Genomic DNA, 13,775 nt, shown 5'->3' on the forward strand with positions numbered 1-13,775 from the left:
ACTGGTCTTGGACTGGACCACTGTGACCACGATCGGGGCCGTCAACGGCAGCGAGAAGCGAGTGCGCGGACTACCGCCGGGAGACGGACCCGGTGGTCAGCCTTGCAGGTGCTGGAGGCTGACGGTCGGAAGGGCGCCCTTGGCCACCTCGGGTGACAGCGTCAGGCCGAACTCGCGCTCCAGCTACGTGGGCGCGGATGCTCGCGTCCTCCCGGGAGCGGTCGGCTCCAGACCGGCGCCACCGCGAGCGGGGCGACCTCGTTTGCTGCGCGATGCTTCAATGCCCCCGTGACTGACTACGACGTGGTGCGCGTCTTCTGCGGCCCCCGGGGCGGGTACGGCAACGAGCTCGGTGTCGTCCGCGAGGGTTCCGTCATGCCCGGGCGGAGCGAGCGGCAGCTGTTCGCGGAGAAGCTCGGCTTCAGCGAGACCGTGTTCGTCGACGACCCCGAGCGCGGGGTGATCGACATCTACACGCCCACCCTGCGCCTGCCCTTCGCCGGTCACCCCTGCGTCGGTGCGGCCTGGCTGCTCGACGTCCCCGAGCTGGTCACGCACGCCGGGGTGGTGGGCGCACGGCAGGACGGGGAGTTCTGCTGGATCGAGGCGCGCGCGGAGTGGGTGCCGCCGCGCACCCTGCGCCACTACGCCACCGCCGCCGAGGTCGACGACCTGGCCGTGCCGCCGAAGGGGGAGTGGGTCTACGCCTGGGCCTGGGAGGACGAGCCCGCCGGCCGGGTCCGCGCCCGTGCCTTCCCCGGCCGTGACGACGGCATCGACGAGGACGAGGCGACCGGCGCCGCCGCCCTCCTCCTCACCGACCGACTGGGGCGCGCCCTCAACATCACCCAGGGCACCGGATCCCAGATCCTCACGGCACCCCAGCCGTACGGATGGACCGAGATCGGGGGGCGGGTCGTCTTGGAGCGCTGAACTGCGATGAGGGCTTGTGTGCTGTCAGGCAGCCAGTGTCGGTCCACGCGCGCGGCGAATGCCTGCCACGCGTCTCGGCTGAAGGGGATGGCCGGGCTGCTGGGGTTCTTGCCGTCGCGTACGGGTGCAAGGGCGGGGACGTCGTGGGCGAGTTCGAGGCACTCACCCTGTCCGCCGCTGTAGCTGCTCTTGGTCCATATGGTTTCGGCCAGGTCAAGGACCGTGAAGCGTTCGAGGCTCATCCGGTGAACTCCTCGGCAGTGCGACGGATGAGTGCGAGCGATTCCGTCGGCGGCAGCGCGACAGTGCGTGCGTCGTCGAAGAGGCCCCGGTAGTAGGTTGCTTCGGCTTCCTGCTCCATCCAGAAGTTGCCCGTGGGCGCTTCTGTCAGCACGAGGTCCTGCGCCGTCGCTTCCCGCAGCCGCGGCAGTGTGCCCCGGGCGCGGGCGCTGCTGCATGCGGTGTTCGGCGGGTGGGGTGTCGGCCAAGAGGTTCTGGAAGACGCCGAGTCGGTGCTCTCCGAACTGGTGACCAACGCGCTGCGCGTGCCGGTGCCGAGTGACCGGCGGATCGGGGTGCGGATCGCACGTTCCGCTGCCGAAGGGCTGCTGCGGCTGGAGGTGAGCGGCGCAGGGGGTGGCCGGCCCGAGGTCCGGGAGCCCGGTGAGGACGGGACCGGCGGGCGGGGGCTGCCGCGCGTGGCGGCGCTCGCACACCGCTGGGGGCACGAGGAGCGCGCGGCCAGGTTCGGGAAGACGGGGTTCGCGGAGCTGAAGGCCCCGGACATCGTGGCCGAACCCGCGACGCGCGAGGTGGCGGCGGCCACGGTCCGGACCGGGCAGGCGCTGCGGGTGCGGGGCGAGTGGCGGGCCGTCCTCGGTGCGCGGAGCGACCCGTACGCAGCGGGCGGGCCCGCCGTGGTGCCGGAACCCGCCGAGGGCCCGCCGCTGCGGGTGCACGCCGCCGCACCGTTGACCCTGCGGACGGGCGAGTGCTCCGGATGACGTGGCGCCATGCCCATGTGGTCGTGCCGAGAGGAGGTGGCAGGGTGATCACGTGGATCGGGATCGACGGGTACGAGCCGTTCGACGACTTCGCCCTCGACCTGCCGCCGTTCACCGTCCTGGTGGGAGCCGACGCCTCGGGCGAGTCCCATCTGCTGGAGAGCGGCACCCACGCGTGACGCCGCGTGGGAGGTGCCGCACGACGTGGAGAAGGCCGCAGACCCGAAGGCCGTGCCGAAGGCGGCTCTCGGTGGCCGGCGCGACGCGGAGCGGGACTTCGGCCGGCTGGGGCGGACGGTCGGGCCCGATGCCCTGCGCAGGGTTCCCGCGTACCGGGCCCGGAGCGAGGCGTTGCGCAGGGCGACGGAGCGGCTGCGGTTTCTGCGAGCCGCGGGGCGGGCGTCACGCCGACAGCGGGAACTCCTCGCCCAGGGCGCGGAAGACGTCGGTGTTCAGGGCGAAGGCCCGCTTGCACTCGGTGATGACGCGCTGCTTCTCCAGGTCGTCCGCCCGGACGCCGTCGAGGAGTTCGCGGTACTCGCGCTTGAAGGCGGCCGGGTTGGATATCTCCTCGAAGACGTAGAAGCGGACGCCGTCGCCCTTCTTCGGGAAGCCCCAGGTGCGCTCCGCCCTGTCGCGGATGATCTGGCCGCCGGAGAGGTCGCCGAGGTAGCGGGTGTAGTGGTGGGCGATGTAGCCCGCCGGCCACGCGTTCGCGCAGTGCGCGACGCGCTCCGCGTACGCCCGCGTGGCGGGCAGCGCCGTCAGGGTCGCGCGCCATTCGGGGCCCCGCAGGTGGGCGAGGTCCTGCTCCAGGGAGGGCAGGCGCAGCAGCTCCGGGCGGACGAACGGGCCGGCCACCGGGTCCGACGCCAGCCGCTGCGCGCCGGACTCCAGCGCCTCGTAGACGAACCACAGTTGCTCGGTGTAGCGCGCGTACGCGTCCATGCCCAGCCGGCCGCCGAGCAGGTCACTCATGAACGTCGAGGTCTCCGCCTCCACGTGCTGCTCGTGCGAGGCGGTGCGGATGAGGGTCGAGAAGGAGTCCATGAGTCCAGATCTTCTGTGGTTAGGCTTGCCTAAGTCAATGCCTTGCCGACGGTTCGTCGGCATCCCGTCGGTGACTTCCTACCCCGTTGCGGAACGACGAAAGCCCGCCCTCCGAAGAGGGCGGGCCCGAGGGGGAAGGGGCTTCGGGGCCGGCTACGGCAGGGTCAGGATGTCCGCGCCCGTGTCCGTCACCACCAGGGTGTGCTCGAACTGGGCCGTCCGCCTGCGGTCCTTCGTCACGACCGTCCAGCCGTCGTCCCACATGTCGTACTCGTGCGTGCCCAGCGTCAGCATCGGCTCGATCGTGAACGTCATGCCGGGCTGGATGACCGTCGTCGCGTGCGGGCTGTCGTAGTGCGGGACGACCAGCCCGGAGTGGAACGCGGTGTTGATGCCGTGGCCGGTGAAGTCCCGGACCACGCCGTAGCCGAAGCGCTTGGCGTACGACTCGATGACCCGGCCGATGATGTTGATCTGCCGGCCCGGCCTGACGGCCTTGATCGCCCGGTTCAGCGACTCCCGGGTGCGTTCCACCAGGAGCCGGCTCTCCTCGTCCACGTCGCCCACCAGGTACGTGGCGTTGTTGTCGCCGTGCACCCCGCCGATGTACGCCGTCACGTCCAGGTTGACGATGTCGCCGTCGCGCAGCACCGTCGAGTCCGGGATGCCGTGGCAGATCACCTCGTTGACCGACGTGCACAGCGACTTGGGGAAGCCGCGGTAACCGAGCGTCGACGGGTACGCCCCGTGGTCGCACATGTACGCGTGCGCCACCCGGTCCAGCTCGTCGGTGGTCACGCCGGGCGCGATGAGCTTGGCGGCCTCCGCCATCGCCCGCGCCGCGATCCGCCCGGCGGTCCGCATCGCCTCCACGGTCTCGGGGGTCTGCACCTCCGGGCCGGTGTACGGCGTGGGAGCGGGCTTCCCGACGTACTCGGGTCGGCGGATGTTTCCGGGTACGGAACGGGTGGGGGACAGTTCCCCTGGGATGAGCAGCGACTGGCCAGACATGGCGGCGAGTCTAATTCAGTGCCCACGGGGCACCGTCTTCCGTGGCGAGAGGAGCCGGTCATGCCCCTGTTCAAGAAGCGGACGGTCGGAAAGCCGGGCGAGTGGTACTACTGCCTGGAACACCAGAAGGTCGAGGAGGGTCCGGACTGTCCGAACAAGGACCGCTTCGGGCCCTACACGAGCCGCACCGAGGCCGAGCACGCCATGGCGACGGCCCGCGAGCGCAACCTCCAGTGGGAGAACGACCCCAGGTGGCACGACGCCGCCGAGGGCGACGGCGGACGCGGCGACGCCTGACCGGGCGGCCCGCGGGCGGGCCCGCTCCGGCTACCAGCGGGCCGGGGGCGGGGCCGTCAGGAGGTCGGCCAGGCGTGACATGCGGTCCCGGAAGGGGCGGCGGCCCCGCGACGGCGGCAGCGCGTTCTCCCCGGCCGCCGCGCCGACCAGGTGCTGCACGGTGTCCAGGTCCAGCTCGGCGCCGTCCGGGACGGCCAGCGCCTCGTGGGCCAGCGCCGGCAGCTCGCCGTCCCCGGGGCCCAGGGACAGCAGCGTCGCGCCGGCCCGGCGGGCGTCCGCCACCCGCTCCAGCAGCGGGGCGGTGGGCTCCCCGGGCGCCACCACCAGCAGCGTCTCGCCCCGCCGCGCCGCCTCCAGCCGTCCGAGCCCCACCGCCAGATGCGCGGGGTCCGAAGGGCGCGCGTCGTGCCGTACGAGCGTCGGGGCCAGCTCCGGCGTGCCCGACCAGGCGGCCTCGTCCACCAGATGCGCCGCCAGGTGCCACGGCTCGTACTCCCGCGTACCCACCAGCAGCAGCCCGCCCCCGTGCGACACCACCGATCCCCGCAGCGCCCCCGCGAACCGCCGGGTGGCCCCCAGCCACTCGGTCCCGGCGAGCACGTCCCGCAGCAGCGCGACCCGTACGGCATCCATGGGCCGCACCCTGCCCCGACCGGGCCCCGGAGATCCGGTGTTCGCCGCCGGTTCACCCGGCCGAGGGGAGCGGCGGGCGGCGCAGTGACGGGGCTCACGTGGGCCCGCCGGGCCGGAAACGGCCTCCCCGCGCCCGTAGAGTCGGGCCATGACCTCCCGTACCCCCAGCGACAGCGCACAGCAGCCCGAAAACGCCCCCGCGAAGGCGCCCGCCAAGGACCCCTGGGACCTGCCCGACGTCTCCGGACTCGTCGTCGGCGTGCTCGGCGGCACCGGACCGCAGGGCAGGGGCCTCGCCTTCCGGCTCGCCAGGGCCGGCCAGAAGGTGATCATCGGTTCGCGCGCCGCCGAACGCGCGCAGGCCGCCGCCGAGGAGCTCGGCCACGGTGTCGAGGGCGCCGACAACGCCGAGACCGCCCGCCGCAGCGACATCGTGATCGTCGCCGTGCCCTGGGACGGCCACGGCAGGACGCTCGAAGACCTGCGCGAGGAACTGGCCGGCAAGCTCGTCGTCGACTGCGTCAACCCGCTCGGCTTCGACAAGCAGGGCGCCTACGCGCTCAGGCCGGAGGAGGGCAGCGCCGCCCAGCAGGCCGCAGCCCTCCTCCCGGACTCCCGGGTCACCGCCGCCTTCCACCACCTGTCCGCGGTCCTGCTCCAGGACCCGGAGACCGAGATGATCGACACCGACGTGATGGTGCTCGGCGAGGTCCGCGCCGACGTGGAGATCGTGCAGGCCCTCGCCGGACGCATTCCCGGCATGCGCGGCATCTTCGCCGGGCGGCTGCGCAACGCCCACCAGGTGGAGTCCCTGGTCGCCAACCTGATCTCCGTCAACCGCCGCTACAAGGCGCACGCCGGGCTCCGCGTCACGGACGTGTGACCCCATGGGGGACACTGGTCGGCGAAGCAGTGTCCCCCGACAGGAGCCCAGCCGCCATGCCCCGCCTCGCTCTCTACGCCCTCACCGTCTGCCTCCTCGCCGTCGCCGCGGCCGTCGTGTCCTTCGTCCAGGGCAGCTGGCTGGGCGTCGTCTGGATCCTGCTCGCGGGGCTGTCGTCCAACATGACCTGGTACTACGTGCGGCGCGGGAAGGCCGAGCGGGAGGCCGGGAGGGCGGCGCGCGCAGCCCGGGCCGAAGGCCCCGTCACGGGCTGAGCCACCCGCCGCCGGCCGGACCCCTCACGCCGCTGCCGCGCAGAACTCGTTCTCCCCCTGCCAGAAGCGGAACAGCTCCAGGCCGCAGTACGTCTCCGCCTCGTGGATGCCCAGGGCCGACAGGACCGAGTCGATCACCTCGAAGAACACGCCGTTGACCGCCGGCACCCACAGCAGCGCGAACACGAACAGCAGGCCGAACGGAGCGAACGGCTCCACCTGCCGCCGCAGGCCCGGCGACAGCCAGGGCTCGAGCACGCCGTAGCCGTCCAGGCCCGGCACCGGCAGGAAGTTCAGGATCGCCGCCGTCACCTGGAGCAGCGCCAGGAACGCCAGCGCGAACCGGAAGTGGACCGGCACGCCGTCCAGCGCGCCCAGCCAGAACGGTGCCGTGCACACGAGCGCGAACAGCACGTTCGTCAGCGGGCCCGCCGCCGAGATCAGGCTGTGCCGCCAGCGCCCCCGGATCCGGTGCCGCTCGATGAACACCGCGCCGCCCGGCAGACCGATCCCGCCCATGATCACGAACAGCACCGGGAGCACGATGCTGAGCAGGGCGTGGGTGTACTTCGCGGGATTCAGCGTGAGGTAGCCCTTCGCGCCGATCGAGATGTCGCCGCTGTGCAGCGCCGTGCGGGCGTGCGCGTACTCGTGCAGGCACAGCGAGACGATCCAGGCGGCCGTCACGAACAGGAACACGGCCACGCCCGGCTGGTTCGCGAACCCGGTCCAGGCGGCCCATCCGGTGACCGCCGTGACGGCCAGGATGCCCAGGAACACCGGGCTGATCCGCCGGTCGCTGCGGCGGGTGGTGGCGGTGGTCATGGGGCTCCCTGGGCTGGCTGTCGGGCACGCGGCCGTCGGAGACACGCGGGCGGACTGCCCGACCGTACCCGGCGCACCCGGAAAACGTCTCGCGTCGGCCACCGGTTCCGGAGAGGGTGGGGGACCTGCGGGCGGCGGCGGGCGGACGGGGCCGCCGGCCCGCCCGTCCGACCCCGGCCCGCGACCGCCCCCGGACCACCGGAGACAATGGACCCCGTGCGCTATCGCATCCTCGGTACCACCCAGGCACTCCGTCCCGACGGCACCGCCGTCCCGGTCGGCGGGGCGCGGTTGCGTGCGCTGCTCACGGTGCTCGCGCTGCGGGCCGGCCGTACGGTGCCGGTGCGTCACCTCGTCGACGAGGTGTGGGACGGCGAACCGCCGGCCGACGCGACGGGCGCGCTGCAGGCGCTGGTGGGGCGGCTGCGCCGGGTGCTCGGCGCGGACGCGGTGGCCTTCGACGACGGCGGCTACCGCCTCACCGCCGCACCCGACGACGTCGACCTGCACCGGTTCGGGCGGCTGGCCGGCGAGGGCCTGCGCGCGCTGTCCGACGGGGATCCGGCCAAGGCGTGCCTCGTGCTGGACGAGGCCCTCGCCCTGTGGCGCGGACCGGCCCTCGCCGATCTGCCCGACCGCACCGGCGAGGCGGCCCGGGCCGCTGCCCGGCGCCTGGACGCCCTGCGCGCCCGGCACGGCGCCGCCCTGGCCCTCGGCGAGGCCGAGCAGTCGCTGCCCGAGCTGACCGCCCTGTGCGACGGCCACCCCCTCGACGAACCCCTCCAGGCGCTGCGGCTGCGCGCCCTGCGGGACGCCGGACGCACCGCCGAGGCGCTGGCCGCCTACGAGGACGTACGCCGGCTGCTCGCCGACCGTCTCGGCTCCGACCCCGGCGCCGAACTGCGGTCCCTGCACGCCGCGTTACTGAGACCGGAAGCGACGCCGGCGGTCGCACCGGCGCCACCGCCCCCACCCCCGCCCGGCGGCCTGCGGGCCCGGCTGACCTCCTTCGTCGGCCGGGAGGCCGACATCGAGGCCATCCGGGGCGATCTCGCCTCGGCCCGGCTGGTCACCCTGCTCGGGCCCGGAGGGGCCGGGAAGACCCGGCTGTCGCAGGAGGCCGCGGACGCCCTCCTGCGGGTGTCCGCGACACACGACGGAGCGCCCGCGGCACACGACGGAGCGTCCGCCGGGCACGACGGCACGGGGGACGGCGCGGCCCGGGGCGGGCTCCCGGACCTCGTACGGGACGGCGTCCGGGTCGCCGAACTCGCCCCGGTCGACGACCCCGCCGCCGTCCCCGAAGCGGTCGTCACCGCCGTCGGCGCCCGCGAGACCGTGCTGTACGGCGCCGGCGCCGAGGGCATGCGGGCCGCCGCCGAACGCGGCGACGACCCCGTGGGCCGCCTCGCCGAACACTGCGGCAGGCGCCGCATGCTGCTCGTCCTGGACAACTGCGAGCACGTCGTGGACGCCGCCGCCCGGCTGGTCGAGACCCTCCTCGAACGCTGCCCCGGACTCACCGTGCTCGCCACCAGCCGCGAACCCCTCGGCGTCCCGGGGGAGGTGCTGCGCCCGGTGGAACCGCTGCCGGAACCGGTCGCGCTGCGGCTGCTCGCCGACCGCGGGGCCGCCGCCCGCCCCGGCTTTCGCGTCGACGACGACCCGAAGGCGTGCGCGGAGATCTGCCGCCGGCTCGACGGGCTGCCCCTGGCCATCGAACTCGCCGCAGCCCGGCTGCGGATGCTGACCCCGCGCCAGATCGCCGACCGGCTCGACGACCGCTTCCGGCTGCTCACCTCCGGCAGCCGCACCGTCCGGCCCCGCCAGCAGACCCTGCGGGCCGTCGTCGACTGGTCCTGGGACCTGCTCGACGCCGGTGAACGGGACGTCCTGCGGCGGCTGTCCGTCTTCGCGGGCGGCTGCGACCTGGCCGCCGCCGAGGCCGTGTGCGGCCCCGCCGTACTGGACGTGCTCGGCTCGCTCGTGGACAAGTCCCTCGTGGTGGCGGCCCCTTCGGGCGCGGGCACCGGCGCGGGCGGTGACGAGATGCGCTACCGGCTGCTGGAGACGGTCGCCGAGTACGCGTCCGAACGGCTCGACGAGGCCGGACAGCGGCCCGGCGCCGAACGTGCCCACCTCAGGCACTACCGCGAACTCGCGCGCACCACAGATCCGTTGCTGCGCGGCCCCGACCAGCTGCTCGCCATCGAGCGGCTGGAGCGCGAGTACGAGAACCTGCGTACCGCGCTGCGCCACGCCCTCACCGCCCGCGACGAGCAGGAGGCGCTGTGCCTGACGCTGTCGCTGGTCTGGTACTGGCAGATGCGCGACCAGCGGATCGAGGCCCGCACCTGGTGCCGTGAGGTGATGGCGCTGGGCCCGGACCCCTTCACCGAACCGGCCCGCCCCGTCCCGTCGTTGTGGCAGAGCTGCACCGACGCCCCGCCGCCGATGACCGACGAGGTGCTCGCCGAGGCCCGGCGCGAGGTGCATCTGGCCCACATGGCCTGCATGGACACGGAGCTGGACGACTGGATGACGCCCCAGGCGCAGCGCAGGCTGCGGGTCATCGCCGCGACCTACGAGCCCGGCCAGCCGCAGACCTGCCGCCCGCCCGGCACCTTCTGGGCGTTCGCCCTGCTGCTGAACGGCGAGATGAACACCCTGCACAAGGTCGTCGACGCGGCCGTCCGCACCTGCCGGCAGACACCCGGCTTCGACTGGGAACTGGCCTCCAACCTGCAGATGAGGGCCAACTTCCTCGCCAACCGCAGCGACTGGGCCGACGACGCGCTGCGCGACGCCGACGAGGCCCTGGAGATCCACCGGCGGATCGGCGACGCCTGGGGCGCCGCCGAAGGTCTCGCCGCCCGCGCCGAGGCACGCGAACGTCGCGGCGAGTGCGCGCTCGCCGCCGCCGACTACGAGGAGGCGATCCGGTACGCGGAACGTCTGGGCGCCCACGCCCAGACCGCGGTGCTCACCGCCCGGCTGGGCGGCGTGCTGCTGGAGGCGGGGGAGGAGGAGCGTGGTGAGCGGCTGCTGCGCGACGTCATCGACCGGCGCGGCGGCGGACACGAGCCGGCGCTGCCCGCCGCCCGGCTCTTCCTGACCGATTGGCTCGGCATGACCGGGCGCGTCGCCGAGGCGCGCGAGCAACTGCGGGCGCTGCGTGAGGAGTTCCGTATCGCGCACTACGTCGTCTTCGACGCCTTCATCCTCGGCGCCGAGGGCTGGCTCGACATCGCCGACGGACACGACGAACGGGCGCTGGGCACGATCCGTGCGGCGCTCGCCCAGTCCAACAACCCGCTGACCCTGGCGATCGCCGTCCATATGCGGGCCTCGCACCTGACCATGGCCGCCATGGCCCTGGCCGGCGTGGACGGCGGCCGGCACGCCCGCGACGCGGCCCGTTGCCTCGGCGCCGCCGACGCCTCCCTGCCGTCCCGTCACATCGCCGGGCGCATGGATCGCGAGGTACGTGAACGGGCCGAGCGGCGGATCCGGGAGGCCCTCGGCGACACCGCGTACGCCGCCGCGTACGCGGAGGGCGGCCGCCTCTCCCCGGAGGAGGCCGCCGCCCTGGTCTGACCGCACGCGGGGCCGGAGGACCGGCTCCCCGGTCAGCTCTTCGTACGGAACTTGTGGATCGCGACCGGTGCCATCACCGCCGTGATCCCCACCGACCAGGCCACCGTCAGCCACAGGTCGTGCGCGACCGGGCCGCCCACCATCAGGCCGCGCGCGGCGTCGGCCAGCGAGGACAGCGGGTTGACGTCGGTGAAGGTCTGCAGCCAGCCCGGCATCGATCGGGTCGGCGCGAAGATCGACGAACCGAACTGCAGCGGCATCAGCACCAGGAAGCCCATCGCCTGCACCGACTGCGCGCTCTTCATCGTCACACCCAGCGTGATGAAGATCCACATGAGGGCCGAGCCGAACAGCACGGACAGCCCCACGGCGGCGAACAGCCCCGGCCAGTGGGTGATGTCGAAGCCGACCAGGACACCGACGACGATGAGGATCGCGGTGGCGATCAGCATGCGCAGTATCTCGACCGCGATCTTGGCGAACAGCACCGAGCCCCGGCCGATGGGCAGCGACCGGAAACGGTCCATGACACCCGTGTTGAAGTCCTGGTTGAAGCCGGTGCCCACCCCCATGGCCATGCTCATGCCCGTCATGGCCATCAGGCCGGGCACGACGTACTGCACGTACGCCTCCTGCCCGCCGCCCAGCGACTGTCCGATCGAGCCGCCGAAGACGTACACGAACAGCAGGGTGAACACGATCGGGAACAGCACGGCGTCGAACATCGACTCCGGGTCCTGCCGGATCCACAGCAGATTGCGGCGGACCAGCGCGCTGGTGTGCCGCAGATGGGAACGCAGCGGGATCCGGCCGTCCCCGACGGCCGCCCGAGCCGTGCCGGCCCCATGGGCGGCACCGGCCGCCGTGGTCCCGCCGGCCGGGGTGACGGCGGTCTTCGGAGTCGTCGCGGTCGGCGCGGTCTTCGGGGACGTCGCGGAGCTCATGCGGCGGCCTCCTCGTGGGTCTCGGCGGGCACGGTGCCCTGCGGGGCACTGGGACGGTGGCCGGTGAGCGAGAGGAACACCTCGTCCAGGCTGGGCAGTTCGGTGGTGAGGGAGGCGAGGGTCAGGCCCCGCGCGGTGACGGCGCCGACCACCGCGGTCAGCTGCTCGTCGCTGAGGACCGGGACCAGGACGGCGCCCCGCTCGGAGTCCACGGTGGTGGTGGCGAGCCCGGTGACGCCCAGCCCGTCGAGCGCGGCGGCGAGCGGACGCAGCTGGAGCGGATCGGCCGGACGGATCCGCAGGGTACGACCGCCGACCTTGGCCTTCAGCTCCTCGATGCGGCCGTTCGCGATGACCTTGCCGCGGTCCACGACGGTCAGCTCGGAGGCGAGCTGCTCGGCCTCCTCCATGTACTGGGTGGTCAGCAGCACGGTCACCCCGTCCCCGACCAGCCGCCTGACCTCGACCCACACCTCGTTGCGGGTACGCGGGTCCAGTCCCGTGGTCGGCTCGTCGAGGAACAGCACCTCCGGCCGGCCGATCATCGACGCGGCCAGGTCCAGCCGGCGCCGCATACCGCCGGAGTACGTGCCCGCCGGACGCCGGGCCGCCTCGGTGAGGGAGAACCGCTCCAGCAGCTCGTCGGCGCGGCCACGGGCCTCCTTGCGGGACAGGTCGAGCAGCCGGCCGATCAGGTACAGGTTCTCCCAGCCGGCGAGCTTCTCGTCCACGGAGGCGTACTGCCCGGTCAGCCCGATCACCCTGCGCAGCTGCCGGGGCTGGCGGAGCACGTCGTACCCGGCGACGGTGGCCCCGCCGGAGGTCGGGGCGAGCAGGGTGGAGAGGATGCGGACGAGGGTGGTCTTGCCGGCGCCGTTCGGTCCGAGAACCCCCATCACGGTGCCCTCGCGCACATCCAGGTCGACACCGTCCAGTGCCCTGGTCCCGCCGTAGTGCTTGACCAGCCCCCGCACGGTGACGGCGCTGCCCGCGCCACCGGAGTCGTTGTCGTTTCGCGTCATGCCCCGACCCTGCCACCCCCCACCGACAAACCCCCGACGGCCGCCCGACAGCCGCCCGACAGAGGGCTGTCGGGATGCTGCCGGGGGCCCGTGGGCGGGGCACTGCTGCGACGCGGCCGGCGTTGCCGGCCCGTCCGGCGTTCGAGGACGAGGCCGTTCGGGCCGGCGGGGGTCCGGGGGCGCAGCCCCGGGACAGCGGCCCTCACGGGGAGACGGGCCCGCCGATGGGGGAAGTCGGCGGGCCCGTCCGTGTGCGGCGTTGGCTCAGCGGCAGTGCCACGGCAGCGCCACGGCGGCGTGGTTCAGTGAACGGAGTGCTCCTCCTGCGGGAACGTTCCGCCCACGACGTCCTCGGCGAACGCCTTCGCCGCGCCGCCCATGACCCCACGCAGGTCCGCGTACTGCTTCACGAACTTCGGCACCCGGCCCCCGGTCAGCCCGAGCATGTCGGTCCACACCAGCACCTGCGCGTCCGTCCCGGGCCCCGCGCCGATCCCGACCGTGGGGATGTGCAGCGTCCGGGTCACCTCGGCGGCCAGCTCGGCCGGCACCAGTTCCAGGACCACGGCGAAGGCCCCCGCGTCCTGCACGGACTTGGCGTCCCGCAGCAGCTGCTGCGCGGCCTCCTCGCCACGCCCCTGGACGCGGTAGCCCATGGCGTTCACGGACTGGGGGGTGAGGCCGATGTGCGCCATGACCGGGATGCCGGACTCGACCAGCAACTCGATCTGCCGGTGCGAGCGCTCGCCGCCCTCCAGCTTCACGGCGCCGGCCCCGGCCTCCTTGACCAGCCGGGTCGCCGAGCGCAGCGCCTGCACGGGGCCCTCCTGGTACGAGCCGAAGGGCAGGTCGGCGACGATCAGGGCGCGGCTCGTGCCGCGCACCACGGCCGCGGACAGCATGGTCATCTCGTCGAGGGTGACGGGGACGGTCGTCTCGTACCCGAGGTGGCAGTTGCCCGCGGAGTCGCCGACGAGCATGACCGGGATGCCTGCCTCGTCGAAGACGGACGCGGTCATCGCGTCGTACGCGGTGAGCATGGGCCACTTCTCGCCGCGTTCCTTGGCGAGGGCGATGTCACGAACGGTGATACGGCGTGTGCCCTTTCCCCCGTACAGCGTCTTGCCGCCGTCGGAGGGGCGCGACCCCGAAGTCGGGGCAGCCGAAAGCTGCGTCATGGCAACTGCTCCTAACACGTCATCTCGAGGCACCCTGACGGCGTCCCCGGATCCCCTCCATGGTGGCACTTCGCGAGAGCCGGTGCCAGGGGTGGACACCGGCGGAAGGACCGCCACCGGGGC

The 13,775-nt window shown here is 73.4% G+C and carries 15 protein-coding genes and 1 pseudogene; 7 read left to right on the forward strand and 9 right to left on the reverse strand.

Annotated features, from left to right (window positions below; translation table 11 throughout):
- Positions 1–288 precede the first annotated feature (288 nt).
- Positions 289–933, forward strand: coding sequence for a PhzF family phenazine biosynthesis protein (locus ORI94_RS05590; protein ID WP_266073000.1), 645 nt, complete (start codon positions 289–291; stop codon positions 931–933).
- A gap of 56 nt (positions 934–989) precedes the next feature.
- Here ORI94_RS05590 and ORI94_RS05595 read toward each other — a convergent pair.
- Together ORI94_RS05595 and ORI94_RS05600 are read right to left on the reverse strand one after the other, a co-directional pair.
- Positions 990–1,175: pseudogene (locus ORI94_RS05595) on the reverse strand (DUF397 domain-containing protein); the annotation flags it as partial.
- On the reverse strand, positions 1,172–1,327 hold the full coding sequence (locus tag ORI94_RS05600; protein WP_266073002.1) for a Scr1 family TA system antitoxin-like transcriptional regulator: 156 nt from the start codon (positions 1,325–1,327) through the stop codon (positions 1,172–1,174). The pseudogene ORI94_RS05595 and the gene ORI94_RS05600, both read right to left, overlap by 4 nt.
- 37 nt (positions 1,328–1,364) lie before the next feature.
- Here ORI94_RS05600 and ORI94_RS05605 point away from each other — a divergent pair, with 37 nt between their 5' ends.
- Together ORI94_RS05605 and ORI94_RS05610 are read left to right on the forward strand one after the other, a co-directional pair.
- On the forward strand, positions 1,365–1,937 hold the full coding sequence (locus ORI94_RS05605; RefSeq protein ID WP_266073004.1) for an ATP-binding protein: 573 nt from the start codon (positions 1,365–1,367) through the stop codon (positions 1,935–1,937).
- Positions 1,938–1,981: 44 nt separating this feature from the next.
- Positions 1,982–2,116 (forward strand): hypothetical protein, encoded by a 135-nt coding sequence (locus ORI94_RS05610; RefSeq protein ID WP_266073006.1) that lies wholly within the window; start codon positions 1,982–1,984, stop codon positions 2,114–2,116.
- Between the two features lie 223 nt (positions 2,117–2,339).
- Here the strand turns inward: ORI94_RS05610 and ORI94_RS05615 are convergent, their stop codons facing one another.
- Positions 2,340–2,987 (reverse strand): heme oxygenase (biliverdin-producing), encoded by a 648-nt coding sequence (locus tag ORI94_RS05615; RefSeq protein ID WP_266073008.1) that lies wholly within the window; start codon positions 2,985–2,987, stop codon positions 2,340–2,342.
- 153 nt (positions 2,988–3,140) lie between these two features.
- Positions 3,141–3,998 carry a type I methionyl aminopeptidase gene (gene map / locus ORI94_RS05620; RefSeq protein ID WP_266073010.1) on the reverse strand — a complete coding sequence of 286 codons (858 nt, stop codon included), beginning with the start codon at positions 3,996–3,998 and terminating at the stop codon, positions 3,141–3,143.
- A 60-nt stretch (positions 3,999–4,058) separates the two neighbouring features.
- Between map and ORI94_RS05625 the strand changes: the two genes are divergently transcribed.
- The gene (locus tag ORI94_RS05625) at positions 4,059–4,295 is read left to right on the forward strand and encodes a hypothetical protein (RefSeq protein WP_266073012.1); all 237 of its coding nucleotides are present in this window, start codon (positions 4,059–4,061) and stop codon (positions 4,293–4,295) included.
- Positions 4,296–4,325: 30 nt separating this feature from the next.
- Here ORI94_RS05625 and ORI94_RS05630 read toward each other — a convergent pair whose 3' ends face one another.
- On the reverse strand, positions 4,326–4,928 hold the full coding sequence (locus tag ORI94_RS05630) for a hypothetical protein (protein WP_266073014.1): 603 nt from the start codon (positions 4,926–4,928) through the stop codon (positions 4,326–4,328).
- A 148-nt stretch (positions 4,929–5,076) separates the two neighbouring features.
- On the opposite strand from ORI94_RS05630, the gene npdG reads away from it, so the two are divergent.
- A complete protein-coding gene (gene npdG / locus ORI94_RS05635) occupies positions 5,077–5,811 on the forward strand; it encodes an NADPH-dependent F420 reductase (RefSeq protein ID WP_266073016.1) in 735 nt (244 codons plus the stop codon).
- A gap of 56 nt (positions 5,812–5,867) precedes the next feature.
- Complete coding sequence (locus tag ORI94_RS05640) at positions 5,868–6,086, forward strand: hypothetical protein (protein WP_266073018.1); 219 nt, start codon at positions 5,868–5,870, stop codon at positions 6,084–6,086.
- A 24-nt stretch (positions 6,087–6,110) separates the two neighbouring features.
- Here ORI94_RS05640 and ORI94_RS05645 read toward each other — a convergent pair whose 3' ends face one another.
- Positions 6,111–6,911, reverse strand: a complete 801-nt coding sequence (locus tag ORI94_RS05645) for a site-2 protease family protein (protein ID WP_266073020.1) — start codon at positions 6,909–6,911, stop codon at positions 6,111–6,113.
- Positions 6,912–7,118: 207 nt separating this feature from the next.
- Between ORI94_RS05645 and ORI94_RS05650 the strand changes: the two genes are divergently transcribed.
- Positions 7,119–10,508, forward strand: coding sequence for a BTAD domain-containing putative transcriptional regulator (locus ORI94_RS05650; protein ID WP_266073022.1), 3,390 nt, complete (start codon positions 7,119–7,121; stop codon positions 10,506–10,508).
- 32 nt (positions 10,509–10,540) lie between these two features.
- Here ORI94_RS05650 and ORI94_RS05655 read toward each other — a convergent pair whose 3' ends face one another.
- The 3 genes from ORI94_RS05655 to panB all read right to left on the reverse strand — a co-directional run bounded on the left by ORI94_RS05655 (position 10,541) and on the right by panB (position 13,652).
- Positions 10,541–11,452 (reverse strand): ABC transporter permease, encoded by a 912-nt coding sequence (locus tag ORI94_RS05655; RefSeq protein WP_266073024.1) that lies wholly within the window; start codon positions 11,450–11,452, stop codon positions 10,541–10,543.
- The gene (locus ORI94_RS05660; protein WP_266073026.1) at positions 11,449–12,474 is read right to left on the reverse strand and encodes an ATP-binding cassette domain-containing protein; all 1,026 of its coding nucleotides are present in this window, start codon (positions 12,472–12,474) and stop codon (positions 11,449–11,451) included. The genes ORI94_RS05655 and ORI94_RS05660 overlap by 4 nt, the downstream gene beginning before the upstream one ends.
- A gap of 302 nt (positions 12,475–12,776) precedes the next feature.
- Positions 12,777–13,652: a 3-methyl-2-oxobutanoate hydroxymethyltransferase gene (panB, locus tag ORI94_RS05665; protein ID WP_266073028.1), complete on the reverse strand. Its 876-nt coding sequence runs from the start codon at positions 13,650–13,652 to the stop codon at positions 12,777–12,779.
- Between the last annotated feature and the right edge of the window lie 123 nt (positions 13,653–13,775).

It is taken from the genome of Streptomyces sp. NEAU-W12, assembly GCF_026242095.1.
Classification (GTDB): domain Bacteria; phylum Actinomycetota; class Actinomycetes; order Streptomycetales; family Streptomycetaceae; genus Streptomyces.

Bases quoted from the DNA above. Each gene is read 5' to 3' on its own strand.
- panB (WP_266073028.1), bottom strand. From the start codon at position 13,652: ATGACGCAGCTTTCGGCTGCCCCGACTTCGGGGTCGCGCCCCTCCGAC.
- ORI94_RS05630 (WP_266073014.1), bottom strand. From the start codon at position 4,928: ATGGATGCCGTACGGGTCGCGCTGCTGCGGGACGTGCTCGCCGGGACC.
- map (WP_266073010.1), bottom strand. From the start codon at position 3,998: ATGTCTGGCCAGTCGCTGCTCATCCCAGGGGAACTGTCCCCCACCCGT.
- ORI94_RS05615 (WP_266073008.1), bottom strand. From the start codon at position 2,987: ATGGACTCCTTCTCGACCCTCATCCGCACCGCCTCGCACGAGCAGCAC.
- ORI94_RS05640 (WP_266073018.1), top strand. From the start codon at position 5,868: ATGCCCCGCCTCGCTCTCTACGCCCTCACCGTCTGCCTCCTCGCCGTC.
- ORI94_RS05660 (WP_266073026.1), bottom strand. From the start codon at position 12,474: ATGACGCGAAACGACAACGACTCCGGTGGCGCGGGCAGCGCCGTCACC.
- ORI94_RS05645 (WP_266073020.1), bottom strand. From the start codon at position 6,911: ATGACCACCGCCACCACCCGCCGCAGCGACCGGCGGATCAGCCCGGTG.
- ORI94_RS05650 (WP_266073022.1), top strand. From the start codon at position 7,119: ATGGACCCCGTGCGCTATCGCATCCTCGGTACCACCCAGGCACTCCGT.
- ORI94_RS05655 (WP_266073024.1), bottom strand. From the start codon at position 11,452: ATGAGCTCCGCGACGTCCCCGAAGACCGCGCCGACCGCGACGACTCCG.
- ORI94_RS05625 (WP_266073012.1), top strand. From the start codon at position 4,059: ATGCCCCTGTTCAAGAAGCGGACGGTCGGAAAGCCGGGCGAGTGGTAC.
- npdG (WP_266073016.1), top strand. From the start codon at position 5,077: ATGACCTCCCGTACCCCCAGCGACAGCGCACAGCAGCCCGAAAACGCC.